This window comes from Streptomyces sp. NPDC043876 (assembly GCF_056435825.1).
Genome location: NZ_JBWKDV010000001.1, coordinates 92,918 through 109,538 on the forward strand (window position 1 = coordinate 92,918; position 16,621 = coordinate 109,538).

Consider the following 16,621-nt stretch of genomic DNA (forward strand, 5'->3'; position numbering starts at 1 on the left):
AGAGGAGAGTTCACGCCATGCAGGACAAGGGTTCCGTGACGATGTACAGCACCACGTGGTGCGGCTACTGCCGCCGGCTGAAGAGCCAGCTGGACCGGGAAGGCATCGCCTACACCGAGATCAACATCGAGCAGGACCCGGCGTCGGCCGCCTTCGTGGAGAAGGCCAACGGCGGCAACCAGACCGTCCCGACCCTCCTCGTCGTGGCACCCACGGGCACCGAGTCCGTGATGACGAACCCGAGCCTGGCCCAGGTCAAGCAGGCCCTCGCGGTCTGACGGCCCGGCGCCCGCCCGCTCCGCGCACCGCCCCCTCCGGCCCCGGCCGGCAGGGGGCGGCGGCATGCCGGGCCCCGACGGGGAAGGCCGCCTGAAAGGCGGGGCCGGGCCGGGCCCGGGGGGGTCAGGGGGTCGGCTTGGGGAGGGGGGCGCCGTACCAGAGTTCGACCAGGCGGGCCGCGATGGAGATGCCCGCCGGGGGGAGCACCTCGCCGGTCTCGATGGCGCGGCGCAGGTCCTCGCGGGAGAACCAGCGGGCCTCCTGGATCTCCTCGCCGTCCACGGTGATCTCCGAGGTGAGCGCGCGGGCGGTGAAGCCCAGCATCAGGCTGTACGGGAAGGGCCAGGGCTGGCTGGCGACGTACTCGACCGCGCCGACCTTGACGCCCGCCTCCTCCCACACCTCGCGGATCACCGACTGCTCGATGGCCTCGCCCGGCTCCACGAAACCGGCCAGGGTCGAGAAGCGCCCCTCCGGCCAGTGCACCTGGCGGCCGAGCAGCGCGCGGTCCTGCGCGTCGGTGACCAGCATGATCACGGCCGGGTCGGTGCGCGGGTAGTGCTCCGCGCCGCAGCCCGGGCAGCGCCGGATGTGGCCCGCGGCGGCGACCACCGTGCGCTCGCCGCAGCGGGAGCAGAAGCGGTGCATCCGCTGCCAGTTCTCCAGGGCCACCGCGTGCACCATCAGGCCGGCGTCCCGCGGGGACAGCAGCGTGCCCGCCTCGCGCAGGCCGGCCGGGCGGGCCGACTGGTCCATGCGGCCGGGCAGCGAGTCCTTCTGGAGCGCGAAGTACCGTACGCCGTCCTCGCCGGTGCCCAGGAAGTAGCGGTGGGTCTCGGTGGCCGGGGCCTCGAAGGCCGGGGTCATGACGATCTCCGTGCCTCCGTCCGGGGTGTCGTCGATCAGCACCTGGCCGCCGGAGACCACGAAGACGCGGGTCGAGGGGTGGCTCCAGGCCGCCGCGAGCCAGGCCTCGTCGAGGCGGTGGTGCGCGGCGCGGTCGATGCCGCTGGGCGCGGTCAGCGAGACGGGCCGGTCGGCGGCCGGGCCGTCGGCGGCGGCCGCGGCGGGCGCGGTCGCGGCGGGCCCGGTCGCGGTCGGCTCGGTCGCGGCGTGCTCGGTCGAGATGCTCACTGGTACTTCCAACTCCCCCGGAGTGGTGGGACGGACGGGATCAGACGGCGGTGGACGCGGGGTTCCAGGTCTCGGCGAGGTCGGACCACAGGTAGGCGGTCGTTTCGACGCCCTTGAGCAGCAGGTCCAGCTCCACCTTCTCGTTCGGCGCGTGCCAGCCGTCGGAGGGTACGGAGATCCCGAGGAAGAGCACGGGCGCGCCCAGCACGTCCTGGAGGTCCGCCGCCGGGCCCGAGCCCCCCTCGCGGGTGAAACGGATCTTCTCGCCGAACGCGCGCCCCATGGCCCGTACGACCGACCGCAGCGCGGGGTGGTCCAGCGGGGTCAGGCAGGGGCGGGTGGGGGCGCCGAAGACGATGGAGTGGCGGATCCCGGCGGGGATCCGGGCCGCGACCCAGTCCGTGACGGACTTCTCGACCTCGTACGGATCCTGCCCGGACACCAGCCGGAACGACAGCTTCAGCTGGGCGGAGGCGGGGACGATGGTCTTCCCGCCGGGCCCCTGGTAGCCGCCGCCGATGCCGTTGACCTCGGCCGTGGGGCGGGCCCAGACCCGCTCCAGGGTGGAGTACCCCGCCTCCCCCGCGGCCGCGTGGGACTTGGCCGTGCGCAGCCATTCGTCCTCGTCGAAGGGCAGTTCGGCGATCAGCGCGCGCTCGGCGTCGGTGAGGACGGCGACGTTGTCGTAGAACCCGGGGATGGTGACCCGCTCGTCGGCGTCGTGCAGCGCCGCCACCAGGCGGGCGGCCACGGTCGCCGGGTTGGGCACGGCGCCGCCGAAGGCCCCGGAGTGGATGTCCTGGTCCGGCCCGCTCAGCTCGATCTCGCAGTCGGCGATGCCGCGCATGCCGGTGCAGACGGTCGGCGTGGTCTCGGACCACATGCCGGTGTCGGAGACGATCACGACGTCCGCCGCGAGGCGGGCGGCCTCGGCCTCGACGAGGGCGCGGAAGTGCGTGGACCCGGACTCCTCCTCGCCCTCGATCAGCAGCTTGAGGTGGACGGCGGGCGCGGCGGCGCCGGTCGCGGCCAGGTGCGCCCGCACGCCGAGGGTGTGGAAGAACACCTGGCCCTTGTCGTCGGCGGCGCCCCGCGCGTACATCCGGTTGTCCTTGATCACCGGCTCGAACGGCTCGGTGTGCCAGCCGTCGGCGAGCGCGGCGGGCTGTACGTCGTGGTGGCCGTAGACCAGGACGACCGGGGCGGCCGGGTCCTCGCTGGGCCACTCGGCGAAGACGGCGGGGGCGCCGGGGGTGGGCCAGACCTCGGCGACCGGGAAGCCGGTCTCCTTCAGCGCCGAGGCGAGCCAGTGCGCGCTGCGCTCCACGTCGTCCGCGTGCTCGGGCTGGGCCGAGACGGAGGGAATGCGCAGCCAGTCGGCGAGGTCGTCGAGGAAGGCGGCGCGGTGCGTGTCGATGTAGGCGCGGACGGCGCTGTCCGGGGTCTGGCTCATACCCACGAGCCTAACCTTCCCCCTGTGGGTCACCGTCCGCGACCGTTTCGCCTTGGAGGATCCGCTCAAGCCGGGCTCTGGACGGCAGGTTCGCGGGGCGGATCACGCGGCCGCTGCGGACGTGCAGGAAGGCGACGGTGATCCGGTCGAGCGGGGTGCCGGTGGCTTCCGCCCAGGCCAGGCGGTAGACGGCGAGCTGGAGCGGGTCCGCTTCGGCGGAGCGGCCGGTCTTCCAGTCGACGATCTCGAAGGAGCCGTCGTCATTGCGGTAGACGGCGTCGATCCGGCCGCGGATCACCCGGCCCGCCAGGGTGAACTGGACGGGCACCTCCATGCGGTACGGGGTGCGCTCGGCGTACGGGCTGCGCTCGAAGGCCTCCTTCAACGCGTCCAGATCCCGCTCGTCGGCCACCTCCTGGTCGGAGCCGGGCAGCTCGGTGACGGGGTCCAGGACGTCGAGCAACGGGAGCGGCAGGTCGTCGAACCGGGACTCCACCCAGGCGTGGAAACGGGTGCCCTGGCGGGCGGCGGGCTGGGGGGGCTTGGGCATGGGGCGGGCGAGGTCGCGGACGAAGCCGTCCTCGTCGGCGGCCAGGCGGAGCAGTTGGCTCGCCGAGAGGGTGGGGGGCAGGACGACGTCGCGGACGGCGGCCCGCGAACGGCGCAGTTCGCCCTCCAGGGCGTCCAGGTCACGGTCCCAGGAGGCCAGCGTGCGGGACTCCTCCGGAGTGGGGGCGGGGGCGGGGGCGGGTGTGGTTCCGGGTGCGGGGGGTGGGACCTGCGGGGCTTCGGGGCTCCGCCCCGGACCCCGCGCCTCAAACGCCGGCGAGGCTGGATGTGGCTCGGCGGTCGGCGGGGCTGGATATGGCTCCTCCTCGGGGTCGTCCGGCCAGGGGGCTTCTTCTTCGTCCGGCCAGAGGTAGTCGTCGTCCTCGGGCTGGGGAGCGGGCTCCGGGGGTGGAGGGGATGCCAGGTGGGCGGTGACCAGGGCGGCGGCGCGGCGGCGCAGGGCGAGGGAGGCCGGGTCCAGGGGGAGCGGCCAGGAGTGGTCCGGGGTGTCGCCGGTCGCCAGCGCGGGGTTCACGGCGTCCGGCTCGGGCTCCTCGGCCCATGCCTCGATCTCGCCGAACCCGGCCGCGCAGTGCTCGTACAGCGCCGTCAGGAAGGAGGAGGGGCCGCGGCGCTTCTTCTGGGTCGGGCCCCACCAGTGGCCGGAGGCCAGCAGCAGGGAGCGGGGGCGGGTGAAGGTGACGTAGCCCAGGCGCAGCTCTTCGGTCGCCTGATGGGTGCGCAGCTGTGCCTTGAAGTTCTTCAGCCCGGCGGCGGTCCACTCCGGGTCGGCCGGCAGCGTCTCGGCGTCCCCGCGCAGGGCGTGCGGGAGGACCTTGGCGTACGAGGTCCAGGACTCGCGGGCCCGTTCGCTCGGGAAGGCTCCCGCGTACAGCCCGGGCACCGCGACGACGTCCCACTCCAGGCCCTTGGACTTGTGGGCGGTCAGCACCTTCACGGTGTTCTCCCCGCCGGGCAGGGCGTGGTCGAGGCCCTTCTCGTACTGGGCGGCGGTGCGCAGGAAGGCGAGGAACGCGAGGAGCGTGGCCTCGCCGTCCAGGGCGGCGAAACCGGCCGCCACGTCCAGGAAGCCGGACAGGGTCTCCCGGCGGCGGGCCGCCAGCGCGTGCGGGGACGCGGACAGTTCGACGTCGAGGCCGGTGGCGGCCAGCACCCGGTGCAGGACGTCCATCAGCGGGTCGGACAGGGACCGGCGCAAGTCGCGCAGCTCCTGCGCGAGGTGGGCGAAGCGGACCCGGGCCTCGGCGGAGAAGGGCAGGCCGTCCTGCTGCGGGGAGTCGCCGAGGAAGGTCTCCAGCGCGTCCGCCAGCGAGACGATCTCCGCCGGGTCGACCCCCTCGACGGCCGCGGCGAGCCGGCGATCGGGGTCGTCGCCCGCGGCCGGGGCGCGGGCCACCAGCAGCCGGGCCCGCCGGCCGAGCAGGGCCAGGTCACGGGCGCCGATCCGCCAGCGGGGGCCGATCAGCAACCGGACGAGGGCGGCGTTGGCCCCCGGGTCCTGGAGGACCTCGCAGACGGAGACCAGGTCGGCGACCTCGGGCAGGTGCAGCAGCCCGGACAGGCCCACGACCTCGACGGGGACGTCCCGGGCCACCAGCGCGCCCTGGATCGCGGCGAAGTCACCGGCGGAGCGGCACAGGACGGCGATCTCCCCCGGCTCCTTGCCGGTGCGCACCAGGTGGGCGATCGAGTCGGCGAGCCACTCCAGTTCCTGGGCGTGGGTCTCCAGCAGCGCGCAGCGGACGAAGCCGTCGCGCTCGGCCCCCGGCGCCGGGCGCAGCGCCTCGACGCCCGCGTGCAGGGCGCGCAGGGGCGCGGCCAGGCCGTTGGCCAGGTCGAGGAGGCGGCCGCCGCTGCGCCGGTTCTCGCTCAGGGAGAGGCGGTCGGCGGGGGCGCCGTCGGCGTGCGGGAAGTGCTCGGGGAAGTCGTCGAGGTTGGCGACGGACGCGCCGCGCCAGCCGTAGATCGCCTGGCAGGGGTCGCCCACGGCGGTCACGGCGTGCCCGGTGCCCCCGCCGAAGAGGCCGGACAGCAGCAGCCGCTGGGCGACCGAGGTGTCCTGGTACTCGTCGAGCAGGACGACGCGGAACTCCTCGCGCAGCAGGGCGCCGACCTCGGGCCGGGTCGTGGCCAGCTCCGCGGAGCGGGCTATCTGGTCGCTGAAGTCGAGGAGGTCGCGGGAAGCCTTGGCGGCGCGGTAGCGGCCGACCAGTTCCAGCAGTTCGAGGCGGCCGCGGGCGGCCTCGGGGACCTTGCGGAGGTCTTCGTTGCCGAGCTTCACCTCGGCGAGGGCGTCCAGGAGGGCGGTGTCGTACGCGCGCAGCTGCGCCGGGGTGACCAGGTGCTCGGACAGTTCGCTGTCCAGTGCGAGCAGGTCGCTGACCAGGTCGGGAAGCGATTTCGTCAGCGAGGGGTAGGGGCCGGGGGCCTCGCGCAGGACGCGGGCGGCGAGCTGGAAGCGGGTGGCGTCGGCCAGCAGCCGCGAGCTGGGCTCCAGGCCGATGCGCAGCCCGTGGTCCTTGAGGAGCTGCCCCGCGAAGGAGTGGTAGGTGGAGATCCGGGGTTCGCCCCCGGCGGTGTCGTCGGCCGGGGAGGGGTCGGGGTCGCTGATGCCGGCCCGCGCGAGGGCCGTCCGTACCCGCTCGGCCAGCTCGCCCGCGGCCTTGTTGGTGAATGTCAGGCCGAGGACCTGCTCGGGCGCGACCGTGCCCGTGCCGACCAGCCAGACCACGCGCGCGGCCATCACCGTCGTCTTGCCGGAACCGGCGCCCGCGACGATCACCTGGGGGGCGGGCGGCGCGGTGACGCAGGCCAGCTGTTCGGGTGTGAAGGGGATGCCGAGGAGCTGCTTGAGCTGCTCGGGGTCGGTGAGGACGGGCTGGCGGGCGGACACGTGAAAAGGCTAGCGGCCCGCACCGACAGCCCCGACCGGCCGGCGGCCGGGGCCCGGCGGCAGGGGCCCCGCGGCCGGCCTCCCTGCGGCAGTGACCCCGGCGGCCGGCGTCACTCGACGGTCTGGCGGCCCTCGGGCCGGGCGCTGCACGCGGAGCGGAAGGAGCAGCGGCCGCAGTGGTCGCCGGCGGCCGGGGCGAACCGTTCGTCCAGCACCCGGCCCGCGGCGGTGGCCAGCAGGTCGCCGACCCAGTCCCCCGAGGGGCCGGCGCCGAGCGGCTGCTGGGCCTGCACCTTGGGCACCTCGTCGCCGCCGTCCTTCTTGGCGGCGCCCTGGCGGAGCTGGACGAGCTCGGCGCCGCCGGGCTCGGGGCGGCGGCCGTCGAAGACCTCGTCGAGGGCGCCCTCGCGCACGGCGAGCTGGTAGACGGCGAGCTGCGGGTGGCGGGCGACCTCGTCGCGGGTGGGGGTGGCCTTGCCGGTCTTGAAGTCGACGACGTACGCCCGGCCCTGCGGGTCGGTCTCGACGCGGTCCATGGAGCCGCGCACGCGGACCTCGTACGCGCCCGCCCCGAGGGTGACGTCGAAGTCGTGCTCGGTGGCCACGGAGGTGCGGCCGCCGCGGTCCGAGTTGTGCCAGCGGATGAAGCGCTCCAGGGCGGCCCGGGCGTTCTCCTTCTCCTGGCGGGACTTCCAGGGCGCGTCGAAGGCGAGCGCGTCCCACACCGAGTCGAGCCGTTCCATGAGGACGGCGAGGTCGGCGGGCGTACGTCCGGACGCGACCTCGTCGGCGAGGACGTGGACGACGTTGCCGAAGCCCTGGGCGGCGGTGGACGGGGCGTCCGCCTTGACCTCGCGCCCCAGGAACCACTGGAGGGAGCAGGTGTTGGCCAGCTGGTCCAGGGCGCTGCCGGACAGGGCGACGGGCCGGTCCCGGTCGCGCAGCGGGGCCGCGGCCCGGGTCGGTTCGTACAGGCCCCACCAGCGCTGCGGGTGCGCGGCCGGTACGAGCGGGCGGTCCTCGTCGTCGGTGAGCGCGGCGAGCCGGGCGAGGCGCCGGGCGGCGGCGTCGCGCAGCGCCTCGGAGGCGTCCGGGTCGACGGTGGTGGCGCGCAGCTCGGCGACCAGCGCGGGGACGGCGAGGGGGCGGCGGGGGCGGCCGGTGACGTCCTTGACCGGTACGCCGAGTTCGGTGAGGAAGCGGGAGGGCTGGTCGCCGTCCTCGGCGGGGGCCTTGACGGCGGTGACGACGAGGCGGTCGCGGGCGCGGGTGGCGGCGACGTAGAAGAGGCGGCGCTCCTCGGCGAGGAGGGCGCCGGGGGTCAGCGGTTCGGCGAGGCCGTCGCGGCCGATCCGGTCCGCCTCCAGGAGCGAGCCGCGGCGGCGCAGGTCGGGCCACAGGCCCTCCTGGACCCCGGCGACGACGACGAGGCCCCACTCCAGGCCCTTGGAGCGGTGCACGGTCATGAGCCGGACCGCCTCCGGGCGGGCGGCGCGGTGGCTGAGCGTGTCGGCCGCGATGTCCTCGGCCTCCAGCTGTTCGAGGAAGTTGAGCGCGCCGCGGCCGCCGGTACGTTCCTCCGCGCGGGCGGCGGTGTCGAAGAGGGCGCACACCGCGTCCAGGTCGCGGTCGGCGTTGCGGCCGGCGGCGCCGCCGCGGCGGGCGCCGCGCTCCAGGCGCTGCGGCCAGGGGGTGCCGTCCCAGAGGACCCACAGGGCCTCCTCGGCGGTGCCGCCGCCCTGGAGCAGCTCGCGGGCCTTGCGCAGGAGCGTGCCGAGGCGCTGGGCGCCGCGGGCGTACGCCGGGTCGTGGGCGACGAGCCGCTCCGGCTCCGCGAGGGCGCGGGCCAGCAGGACGTCGGAGGGTGCGGGCACCGCGATGCCCGCGGCCCGCTCCTCGTCGCGCAGGGCCCGGCCGAGGCGGCGCAGGTCGGTGGCGTCCATGCCGCCGAGGGGGGAGGTGAGCAGGGTCATGGCCGCCTCCACCCCGATCCACCCGGCGTCTGCCGACGGCCCACCGGACCCGTCGCCGCGGGGCGCGTCCGTGTCGCCGCCGGGGGTCTCGTTCGCCTCGGGCGCAGCCATGCCCGGCTCGGGCGCGGCCACCCCGGGCTCGGGCGCGGCCATCTCCGGCTCGGGCGCAGCCAACTCCGGCTCGGGCGCAGCCATCTCCAGCCTCGCCGGCGTTTGAGGCGCCGCCGGAGGCACCGTTGCCTCCGGCGGCGCCTCAAACGCCGGCGGGGCTGAATTTGCACCCTGGGTCGGCGAGGCTGAATTTGCCCCCGGGGCTGACAGCGGCGCAGCCGAAGGGGTCGCCGCTGTGCGGAGGGCGGTGAGGAGGGGGGTTACGGCCGGTTCGTGGCGGAGGGGGGCGTCGCCGCCGTCGGTTTCGGCGGGGACGCCCGCGGCCACCAGGGCACGCCGCATCTGCGGCAGGGTGCGGCCCCCCGAGCGGACCAGGACGGCCATGTCCTGCCACGGCACCCCGTCTTCGAGGTGCGCCCGGCGCAGGATGTCGGCGATGTTCTCCACCTCGGTGGCGGAGGTCGGGTAGGTGTGGACCTCCACCCGCCCGCCCTCCCGCGTGGCCCGCAGCCCCCGGTGCGCCCGGACCGCGGCGGCCGGGAGCCGCGTCATCGGCATCCGGGTGGTGAGCAGCCGGGTGGCCGCGAGGAGGGCGGCCCCGGAGCGGCGGGACACGGTCAGGGACCGGATCCCGGCCCCGGGAAAGGCCGAGGCGAAGTCCAGGATGCCGTTGACGTCACCGCCGCGGAACGCGTAGATCGACTGGTCCGGGTCGCCGAAGGCGACCAGCGTGCCCGCGGGCCCGTTCAGCGCGCGCAGCAGCCGGACCTGCGAGGCGTCGGTGTCCTGGTACTCGTCGACGTAGATCGCGTCGTACGCCGCGGACAGTTCCGGGGTGCGCTCGGCCAGGAGCACCGCACGGTGCAGGAGCTCGGCGTAGTCCAGCGTCCCCTGCATGTCCAGGACGTCCAGGTACTCGGAGAGGAAGGCGGCGGCGGCCTTCCAGTCGGGCCGCCCGGTCCGGGACGCGAAGGCGTCGAGCGCCTCGGGCCCCAGGCCCAGCTCGCGGCTGCGGGCGAGCACGGCCCGTACCTCGTCGGCGAATCCGCGCGTGGTGAGCGCGGCCCGCAGGTCGTCGGGCCAGTGGATCGACTTCAGGGTGCGCTGGCCCTCCAGCAGGGCCCGTACGGTCACGTCCTGCTCGGGTCCGGACAGCAGCCGCAGCGGTTCCGTGAAGAGTTCGCTGTCCTGGTGGGCGCGGACCAGGCCGTAGCAGAAGGAGTGGAAGGTGGTGGCCTGCGGGGCGCGCGCCCCGCCGAGGCGCAGCGCGGCCCGGTCGCGCAGTTCCACCGCCGCCTTGCGGCTGAAGGTGAGGACGAGGATGCGGGCGGGGTCCGCGCCGGCCTCGACCCGGGCGGCGACCGCCTCGACCAGCGTCGTCGTCTTGCCTGTGCCCGGTCCGGCCAGCACGAGCAGCGGTCCCGCCGCGTGGTCAACCACGGCCCGCTGCGCTGCGTCCAGGACAGGGGGATCCGCCTGCGCCGGTCCGCCGCGGACCAGCCGGTACGCGTGCGGGGCCCGCGTACGACGGTCCGAAGGAGAGCTGATCACGTGGGGTGCCGGTCCTGGTGGGTCTGGGGTCGTGGGTGCGCGGGGCGGGTTCCGCGGCGGAGGCGAAGGCTCAACGCTACGGCAAGCGGGGGGACGCGCGCAGTCGCCCCGGAGGCCCCGCGTCCCCCGTACGGGCCTGCGAGCGCCCGCCCGGGCGTCCGATGGCGGAAGCTGGCAGGTGTGACCCTGCACACGCCCGGGCCGAGGCCCGGGATCCGGCCGGCGGCGGCGCCGACGGCCCGGCCCGGCCGGACGTCAACCGTCCGCCGTCCGGTGTCCGTCCCAGCGCGCGCGTTTCATGTCGAGGCGCGGTACGTGCCCGGCGGCGGCGCGGGAGGCCTCGCGCAGCGGTGTGCCCTCGTCCCGGTAGCGCGCCAGGGCCCGCAGTTCGCTGCCGGGCAGCAGGGTCCCGTCCGAGCGGACCACCCGCCACCACGGGACCGGGCCGCCGTAGAGCGCCATGACGCGCCCGACCTGGCGCGGGCCGCCGTCGCCGAGCCATTCGGCGACGTCCCCGTACGTCATCACCCGGCCGGGGGGAATCTCCTCGGCGACCGCGAGGACTCGTTCCGCGTACTCCGGCAGCTCCGGTTCATCGGTCATGCGGCACATCGTGCCGCACCCCGGCCCGGCCCTCGCGGAACGGTCGGGTCCGGCGGGACGCGCACCCTGCTGCCCCGCGCCCCCGCTCCGCCGTGCCACCATCTTCCGGGCGGTGACAGGTGATACGTGATCAAGAAGAGACGGACGTGACGGCGAAGGAGCAGGGTGTGAGCCCTCCCGAGAGCAGTCCGGAAGGCGCCCCGGGGCCCCCGGGAGTCCCCGGTTCCCCGGGCGCGGGCTTCCCCGGCGGCGACCCGGCCGCCGGCTCCGGCGTCGGGCGCACGACGGCGGACGGCACGGCGCGAGCGGACGGCGCCGCCGGTTCCGCGCGCCCGCACGCCCCCGCACCGGAGGGCCCAGCACCGGACGCTCCCGCACCGGATGCCACCGTTCCGCACGCCCCCGTACCGCACGCCCCCGTACCGGACGCCGCCGCTCCGGACGCCGCCGGTCCCGCTCCGCACCCCACCGGTCCCGGGCCCGACGCCGACCGGGTCGAGGTCGACGAGCCGCTGCTCGCCGCCCGCGTGCACCGCCCCTCCGACCTGGTCCGGCTGCTCGTCGGCATCCTCGGCATCGCCGTCGTCCTCGGCATCGCGGCCTTCGCCCACGGCACCACCGTGGGTCTCGAAGCGGACATCAACAAGGGCACCGGCCAGGCCCCGGACCTGCTGATCAAGGTCGCCGGGCTGGTGTCGAGCATCGCCATCCTGCTGGTGCCGGTCGCCTTCGCCATCGAGCGGCTGATCAAGCGCGACGGCCTGCGCATCGCCGACGGCGTGCTCGCCGCCGTCCTCGCCCACGGCGTGACCCTCGCCATCGACCTCTGGGTCTCGCGCGCCGCCTCGGGCACCATCCAGGAGGCCCTGACCCGCCCCACCGGCATCGGCGAGGTGCTCACCGATCCGGTCCACGGCTACCTCGCGCCCGTCATCGCGTACATGACCGCCGTCGGGATGACCCGCAGACCCCGCTGGCGCGTGGCGCTGTGGGCGGTCCTGCTCCTCGACGCCTTCGCGATGCTCGTCGGCGGCTACACCACCCCCTTCTCGATCATCCTCACCGTGCTCATCGGCTGGACGGTCGCCTACGGCACGCTCTACGCCGTCGGCTCCCCCAACGTCCGGCCCACCGGCCAGAACCTCCTCGCGGGCCTGCGCCGGGTCGGCTTCCAGCCGGTCAGCGCGACGCGCGCCGAGGTACCGGAGGCCCCCGAGGGCAAGGATTCCGCGGAGCAGAGCGACCGCGGGCGCCGCTACCACGTCACCCTGGCGGACGGGCCGCCGCTGGACGTCACCGTCGTGGACCGCGAGCAGCAGGCCCAGGGCTTCTTCTACCGGGTCTGGCGGCGGCTCACCCTGCGCGGGATCACCACCCGGCGCAGCCTGCAGTCGCTGCGGCAGGCGCTGGAGCAGGAGGCCCTGCTCGCGTACGCGGCGATCGCCGCCGGGGCGAACGCGCCCCGGCTGATCGCCACCTCCGAGCTGGGCCCGGACGCCGTGATGCTCGTGTACGAGCACCTGGGCGGCCGGACCCTGGACTCACTCGCGGACGAGGAGATCACCGACGAGCTGAGCCGCAACGCCTGGGAGCAGGTACGGGCCCTGCAGTCGCGCCGGATCGCGCACCGGCGGCTGACCGGGGACGCCCTCGTGGTGGATCGTTTTGGCAATGTCATCCTCACCGACCTGCGCGGCGGTGAGATCGCGGCCGGCGACCTGGTGCTGCGGATGGACATCGCGCAGCTCCTGACCACCATCGGCCTGCGGGTCGGTGCGCAGCGGTCGGTGGCCTCGGCACTGGAGGTCCTGGGCCCGGACGCGGTGGCGGACTGCCTGCCGCTGCTCCAGCCGATCGCGCTGAGCCGTTCCACCCGGGCCACGCTGCGCCGGCTGGCGCGGGAGCGCTCGACCCGCGAGCGGGAGGCCGTCCTGGAGAGCTCGCGGCTCGCGAAGGCCCAGCGCGAGGCGGAGCGCGAGGCCGACGCGGCCGCGCGGCGCTCCTCCAAGGCGGAGTCCAAGGCCGAGTCGAAGGCGGAGCGCAAGGCCGAGAAGCGGGCGCTGGACGAGGCCCTCGACGAGGCGCGCGAGGAGGACCTGCTCAGCCAGATCCGCCGGCAGGTGCTGCTGATCCGTCCGCAGGCGCCGGTCGAGCCCGCCCGGCTGGAGCGGATCAGGCCGCGCACGCTGGTGTCCTTCATCGCGGGCGCGGTGGCGGCGTACTTCCTGCTCTCGCAGCTGACCCAGGTCGACTTCGCGACCACCTTCGGGTCGGCGCGGTGGGGCTGGGTCGGGGTGGTCCTCGCCTTCTCGGGGCTGACCTATTTCGCGGCGGCGATGAGCCTGCTGGGGTTCGTCCCCGAGCGGGTGCCGTTCCTGCGGACCGTGTGCGCGCAGCTGGCCGGTTCCTTCGTGAAGCTGGTCGCTCCGGCGGCGGTCGGCGGGGTCGCGCTGAACACGCGGTTCCTCCAGCGTTCGGGGGTGCGGCCCGGGCTGGCGGTGGCGAGCGTGGGCGCGTCACAGCTGTTCGGGCTGGCGAGCCACGTCCTGCTGCTGCTGTCGTTCGGCTATCTGACCGGGACCGAGAACACCACGCAGATGACCCCCTCCCGGGCGGTCATCGCGGGACTGCTGACGGTCGCGGTGCTGGTGCTGGTGGTGACCGCGATCCCGTTCCTGCGGAAGTTCGTGGCGACCCGGGTACGGGCGCTGTTCGCCGGGGTGGTGCCGCGCATGCTGGACATCCTCCAGCGGCCGCAGAAGCTGGTCACGGGCATCGGCGGGATGCTGCTGCTGACGGCCTGTTTCGTGATGTGCCTGGACGCCTCGGTCCGTGCCTTCGGGGGCGGCGAGGCGCTGAGCCTGGCGAGCATCGCGGTGGTCTTCCTCGCGGGCAACGCGCTGGGTTCGGCGGCGCCGACGCCGGGCGGTGTGGGCGCGGTCGAGACGACGCTGACCCTCGGTCTGATCGCCGCCGGTCTGGAGAAGGAGATCGCCATCTCGGCGGTGCTGCTGTTCCGGCTGTGCACCTTCTGGCTGCCGGTGCTGCCGGGGTGGATCTCGTTCAACTACCTCACGCGCAAAGAAGCGATCTAGTTCCCGCCCCGGGCGGGGCCCGGGCGGAACCCGAACGGACCACGGCGCGGGCGGGGGGTGAGCGGGCGGGTCAGGATGGTGGCATGCCCAATGCCCCGCGGGTCACCGCCGCCACCGCCCTCGCCGTCGCGCTGCTCGCCACCGGCGCCTGCTCCGGCGGCGGGAGCGAGCAGAGCACCAGGGGCAAGGAGAACGCCCCGGGGGCCCAGGCGGCCCCCGCCTGGGCCGCCTGCCCCGCCCCCTCCGCCGCCCAGGGCGTCGGGCAGCCGCCCGGCAAGGACTGGGAGTGCGCCACTCTCGACGTCCCGCTCGACTACGCGAAGCCCGGTGGCGAGACCCTCCCCCTCGCTCTGATCCGCGCCAAGGCCACCGGCCCCCAGGGCTCCCGCATCGGCTCGCTCGTCTTCAACTTCGGCGGCCCCGGCGGCTCCGGCGTCGCCGCCCTGCCGGGCGCGGCCAAGGAGTACGCGGCCCTGCGCGCCCGCTACGACCTGGTCAGCTTCGACCCGCGCGGGGTCGGCCGCAGCGCCCCGGTGCTCTGCGAGAGCGACGCCCAGCTGGACCGCTACTACGCGGCCGACAACACCCCCGAGACCCCGGCCGAGGAGCAGGCGTACCTGGCGGGGATCAGGACGTACCGCGACGGCTGCGTCCGCAACTCCGGCAAGCTCCTCCCCCACGTCGGCACCGAGAACGCGGCCCGCGACCTCGACCGGATCCGCCAGGCGCTGGGCGACGAGAAGCTCCACTACTTCGGCATCTCCTACGGCACCGAGCTGGGCGGGGTCTACGCCCACCTCTTCCCGAAGAACGTCGGCCGGGCCGTCTTCGACGCGGTCGTCGACCCGACGAAGACCTCGGAGGAGGGCTCGCTGGGCCAGGCGAAGGGCTTCCAGCTGGCCCTCGGCAACTTCGAGCAGGACTGCGTGGACCGGGGGGACGCATGCCGTCTTCAGGGCAGCACCGCCAAGGAGATCGACGCGAACATCGTGAAGCTCCAGAAGGCGCTGGACGCCCGGCCCATCGAGGGCGTCGGCGGCCGCCCCCTCACCGCCTCGGCCGCGACCAACGGGATCGCCTACGCCCTCTATTCGAAGGAGGGGTGGCCGCTGCTGGAGCAGGGTCTGGACGAGGCCGAGGGCGGCCAGGGGCAGCTGCTGCTCGTGATGTCGGACGCGCTCAACGGCCGTGACCCCAAGGGCACGTACAACAACATCGGCTCGGCCAACACGGCGATCAACTGCGCGGACTCCAAGGAGCGCTACACCCTGGCGCAGACGAAGGCGAAGCTCCCCGCCTTCCGCTCCGCGTCCGCCGTCTTCGGCGACTTCCTCGGCTGGGGCCTGCTCGGCTGTACGGACTGGCCGGTCAAGGGCGCCTTCGACACCCCGGACGTGAGCGCTCCGGGCGCCGCGCCGATCGTGGTGATCGGCAACACGGGCGACCCGGCGACCCCGTACGAGGGCGCCCGCAAGATGGTGGAGCGGCTCGGCCCGGGGGTCGGCGTGGAGCTGACCTACAAGGGCGAGGGGCACGGCGCCTACAACAGCGGCGACGCGTGCGTGCAGAAGGCGGTGGACGCCTACCTGCTGGACGGGAAGGTCCCGGCGGCCAAGGCCGTGTGCACGGCGGCCTGAACCGCGCGAAAGGGGCTCCGCCGCATGCGGCGGAGCCCCTTTCGCGTCGTGCCCGGTCGTGTCGTGCTTAGTAGACGGGCTTCTCCGGCTCGATCTGGTGGACCCAGCCGATGACGCCGCCGCCGACGTGCACCGCGTCCGCGAAGCCCGCGGACTTCAGGACCGCGAGGACTTCCGCACTGCGGACACCCGTCTTGCAGTGCAAGACGATCCGCTTGTCCTGGGGCAGGTCCTGGAGGGCGGTGCCCATCAGGAACTCGCCCTTCGGGATCAGCTTCGCGCCGGGGATCGAGACGATCTCGTACTCGTTGACCTCGCGGACGTCGATGATCTCGATCGGCTCGTCGTTGTCGATCCACTCCTTGAGCTGCTTGGGAGTGATCGTCGAACCGGCCGCCGCCTCCTGGGCCTCCTCGGACACGACGCCGCAGAAGGCCTCGTAGTCGATGAGTTCGGTGACGGTCGCGTTCGGCCCGCACACCGCGCAGTCGGGGTCCTTGCGGACCTTGACCTGGCGGTACTGCATCTCCAGGGCGTCGTAGATCATCAGGCGGCCGACCAGCGACTCGCCGACGCCGGTCAGGACCTTGATGGCCTCGGTGACCTGGATGGAGCCGATGGACGCGCAGAGCACGCCCAGCACGCCGCCCTCGGCGCAGGAGGGGACCATGCCCGGCGGGGGCGGCTCCGGGTAGAGGCAGCGGTAGCACGGGCCGTGCTCGGACCAGAAGACCGAGGCCTGGCCGTCGAAGCGGTAGATCGAGCCCCAGACGTACGGCTTGTTGAGCAGCACGCAGGCGTCGTTGACCAGGTAGCGGGTGGCGAAGTTGTCCGTGCCGTCGACGATCAGGTCGTACTGGCTGAAGATCTCCATCACGTTCTCGGCTTCGAGCCGCTCTTCGTGCAGGACGACGTTCACGTACGGGTTGATGCCGAGCACGCTGTCGCGCGCCGACTCCGCCTTGGAGCGGCCGATGTCCGCCTGGCTGTGGATGATCTGGCGCTGCAGGTTCGACTCGTCGACCTCGTCGAACTCCACGATGCCGAGCGTGCCGACGCCGGCCGCGGCCAGGTACATCAGGGCGGGGGAACCGAGGCCGCCGGCGCCCACCGCGAGCACCTTGGCGTTCTTCAGGCGCTTCTGCCCGTCCATCCCGACGTCCGGGATGATCAGGTGGCGGGAGTACCGACGGACCTCGTCAACGGTGAGCTCAGCAGCTGGCTCTACCAGGGGTGGCAGCGACACGGGCACTCCAGGCGGGTCATCCCCGCACCGGCGGGGAGCATTGACGTGTTGTTCTGTTCCGCAACACTGCCACGGC

Annotated in this window: 9 protein-coding genes; 3 read left to right on the forward strand and 6 right to left on the reverse strand. The window is 74.4% G+C overall.

Going from position 1 to position 16,621, the window contains the following annotated elements; translation table 11 throughout:
• Positions 1-17: 17 nt before the first annotated feature.
• Positions 18-278, forward strand: coding sequence for a mycoredoxin (locus AC0693_RS00435; protein WP_356414042.1), 261 nt, complete (start codon positions 18-20; stop codon positions 276-278).
• A gap of 124 nt (positions 279-402) precedes the next feature.
• On the opposite strand, the gene nudC is transcribed toward AC0693_RS00435, so the two are convergent.
• The 5 genes from nudC to AC0693_RS00460 all read right to left on the reverse strand — a co-directional run bounded on the left by nudC (position 403) and on the right by AC0693_RS00460 (position 10,567).
• Positions 403-1,302, reverse strand: coding sequence for an NAD(+) diphosphatase (gene nudC, locus AC0693_RS00440; protein ID WP_356414065.1), 900 nt, complete (start codon positions 1,300-1,302; stop codon positions 403-405).
• A 151-nt stretch (positions 1,303-1,453) separates the two neighbouring features.
• Entirely contained in the window at positions 1,454-2,866 is a 1,413-nt protein-coding gene (locus AC0693_RS00445; protein ID WP_469337277.1) for a dipeptidase, read from the reverse strand.
• A 10-nt stretch (positions 2,867-2,876) separates the two neighbouring features.
• Positions 2,877-6,329 (reverse strand): ATP-dependent DNA helicase, encoded by a 3,453-nt coding sequence (locus tag AC0693_RS00450; protein ID WP_469319058.1) that lies wholly within the window; start codon positions 6,327-6,329, stop codon positions 2,877-2,879.
• Positions 6,330-6,439: 110 nt separating this feature from the next.
• Positions 6,440-9,964, reverse strand: a complete 3,525-nt coding sequence (locus AC0693_RS00455) for an ATP-dependent helicase (RefSeq protein ID WP_478800671.1) — start codon at positions 9,962-9,964, stop codon at positions 6,440-6,442.
• A gap of 255 nt (positions 9,965-10,219) precedes the next feature.
• Positions 10,220-10,567, reverse strand: coding sequence for an MGMT family protein (locus tag AC0693_RS00460; protein WP_356408685.1), 348 nt, complete (start codon positions 10,565-10,567; stop codon positions 10,220-10,222).
• Between the two features lie 119 nt (positions 10,568-10,686).
• Between AC0693_RS00460 and AC0693_RS00465 the strand changes: the two genes are divergently transcribed.
• Positions 10,687-13,662 (forward strand): lysylphosphatidylglycerol synthase transmembrane domain-containing protein, encoded by a 2,976-nt coding sequence (locus AC0693_RS00465; protein WP_478800672.1) that lies wholly within the window; start codon positions 10,687-10,689, stop codon positions 13,660-13,662.
• 83 nt (positions 13,663-13,745) lie between these two features.
• Positions 13,746-15,299 carry an alpha/beta hydrolase gene (locus AC0693_RS00470; RefSeq protein ID WP_356408691.1) on the forward strand — a complete coding sequence of 518 codons (1,554 nt, stop codon included), beginning with the start codon at positions 13,746-13,748 and terminating at the stop codon, positions 15,297-15,299.
• A gap of 67 nt (positions 15,300-15,366) precedes the next feature.
• Here the strand turns inward: AC0693_RS00470 and moeZ are convergent, their stop codons facing one another.
• Positions 15,367-16,545: an adenylyltransferase/sulfurtransferase MoeZ gene (gene moeZ, locus AC0693_RS00475; protein WP_356408694.1), complete on the reverse strand. Its 1,179-nt coding sequence runs from the start codon at positions 16,543-16,545 to the stop codon at positions 15,367-15,369.
• Positions 16,546-16,621 lie beyond the last annotated feature (76 nt).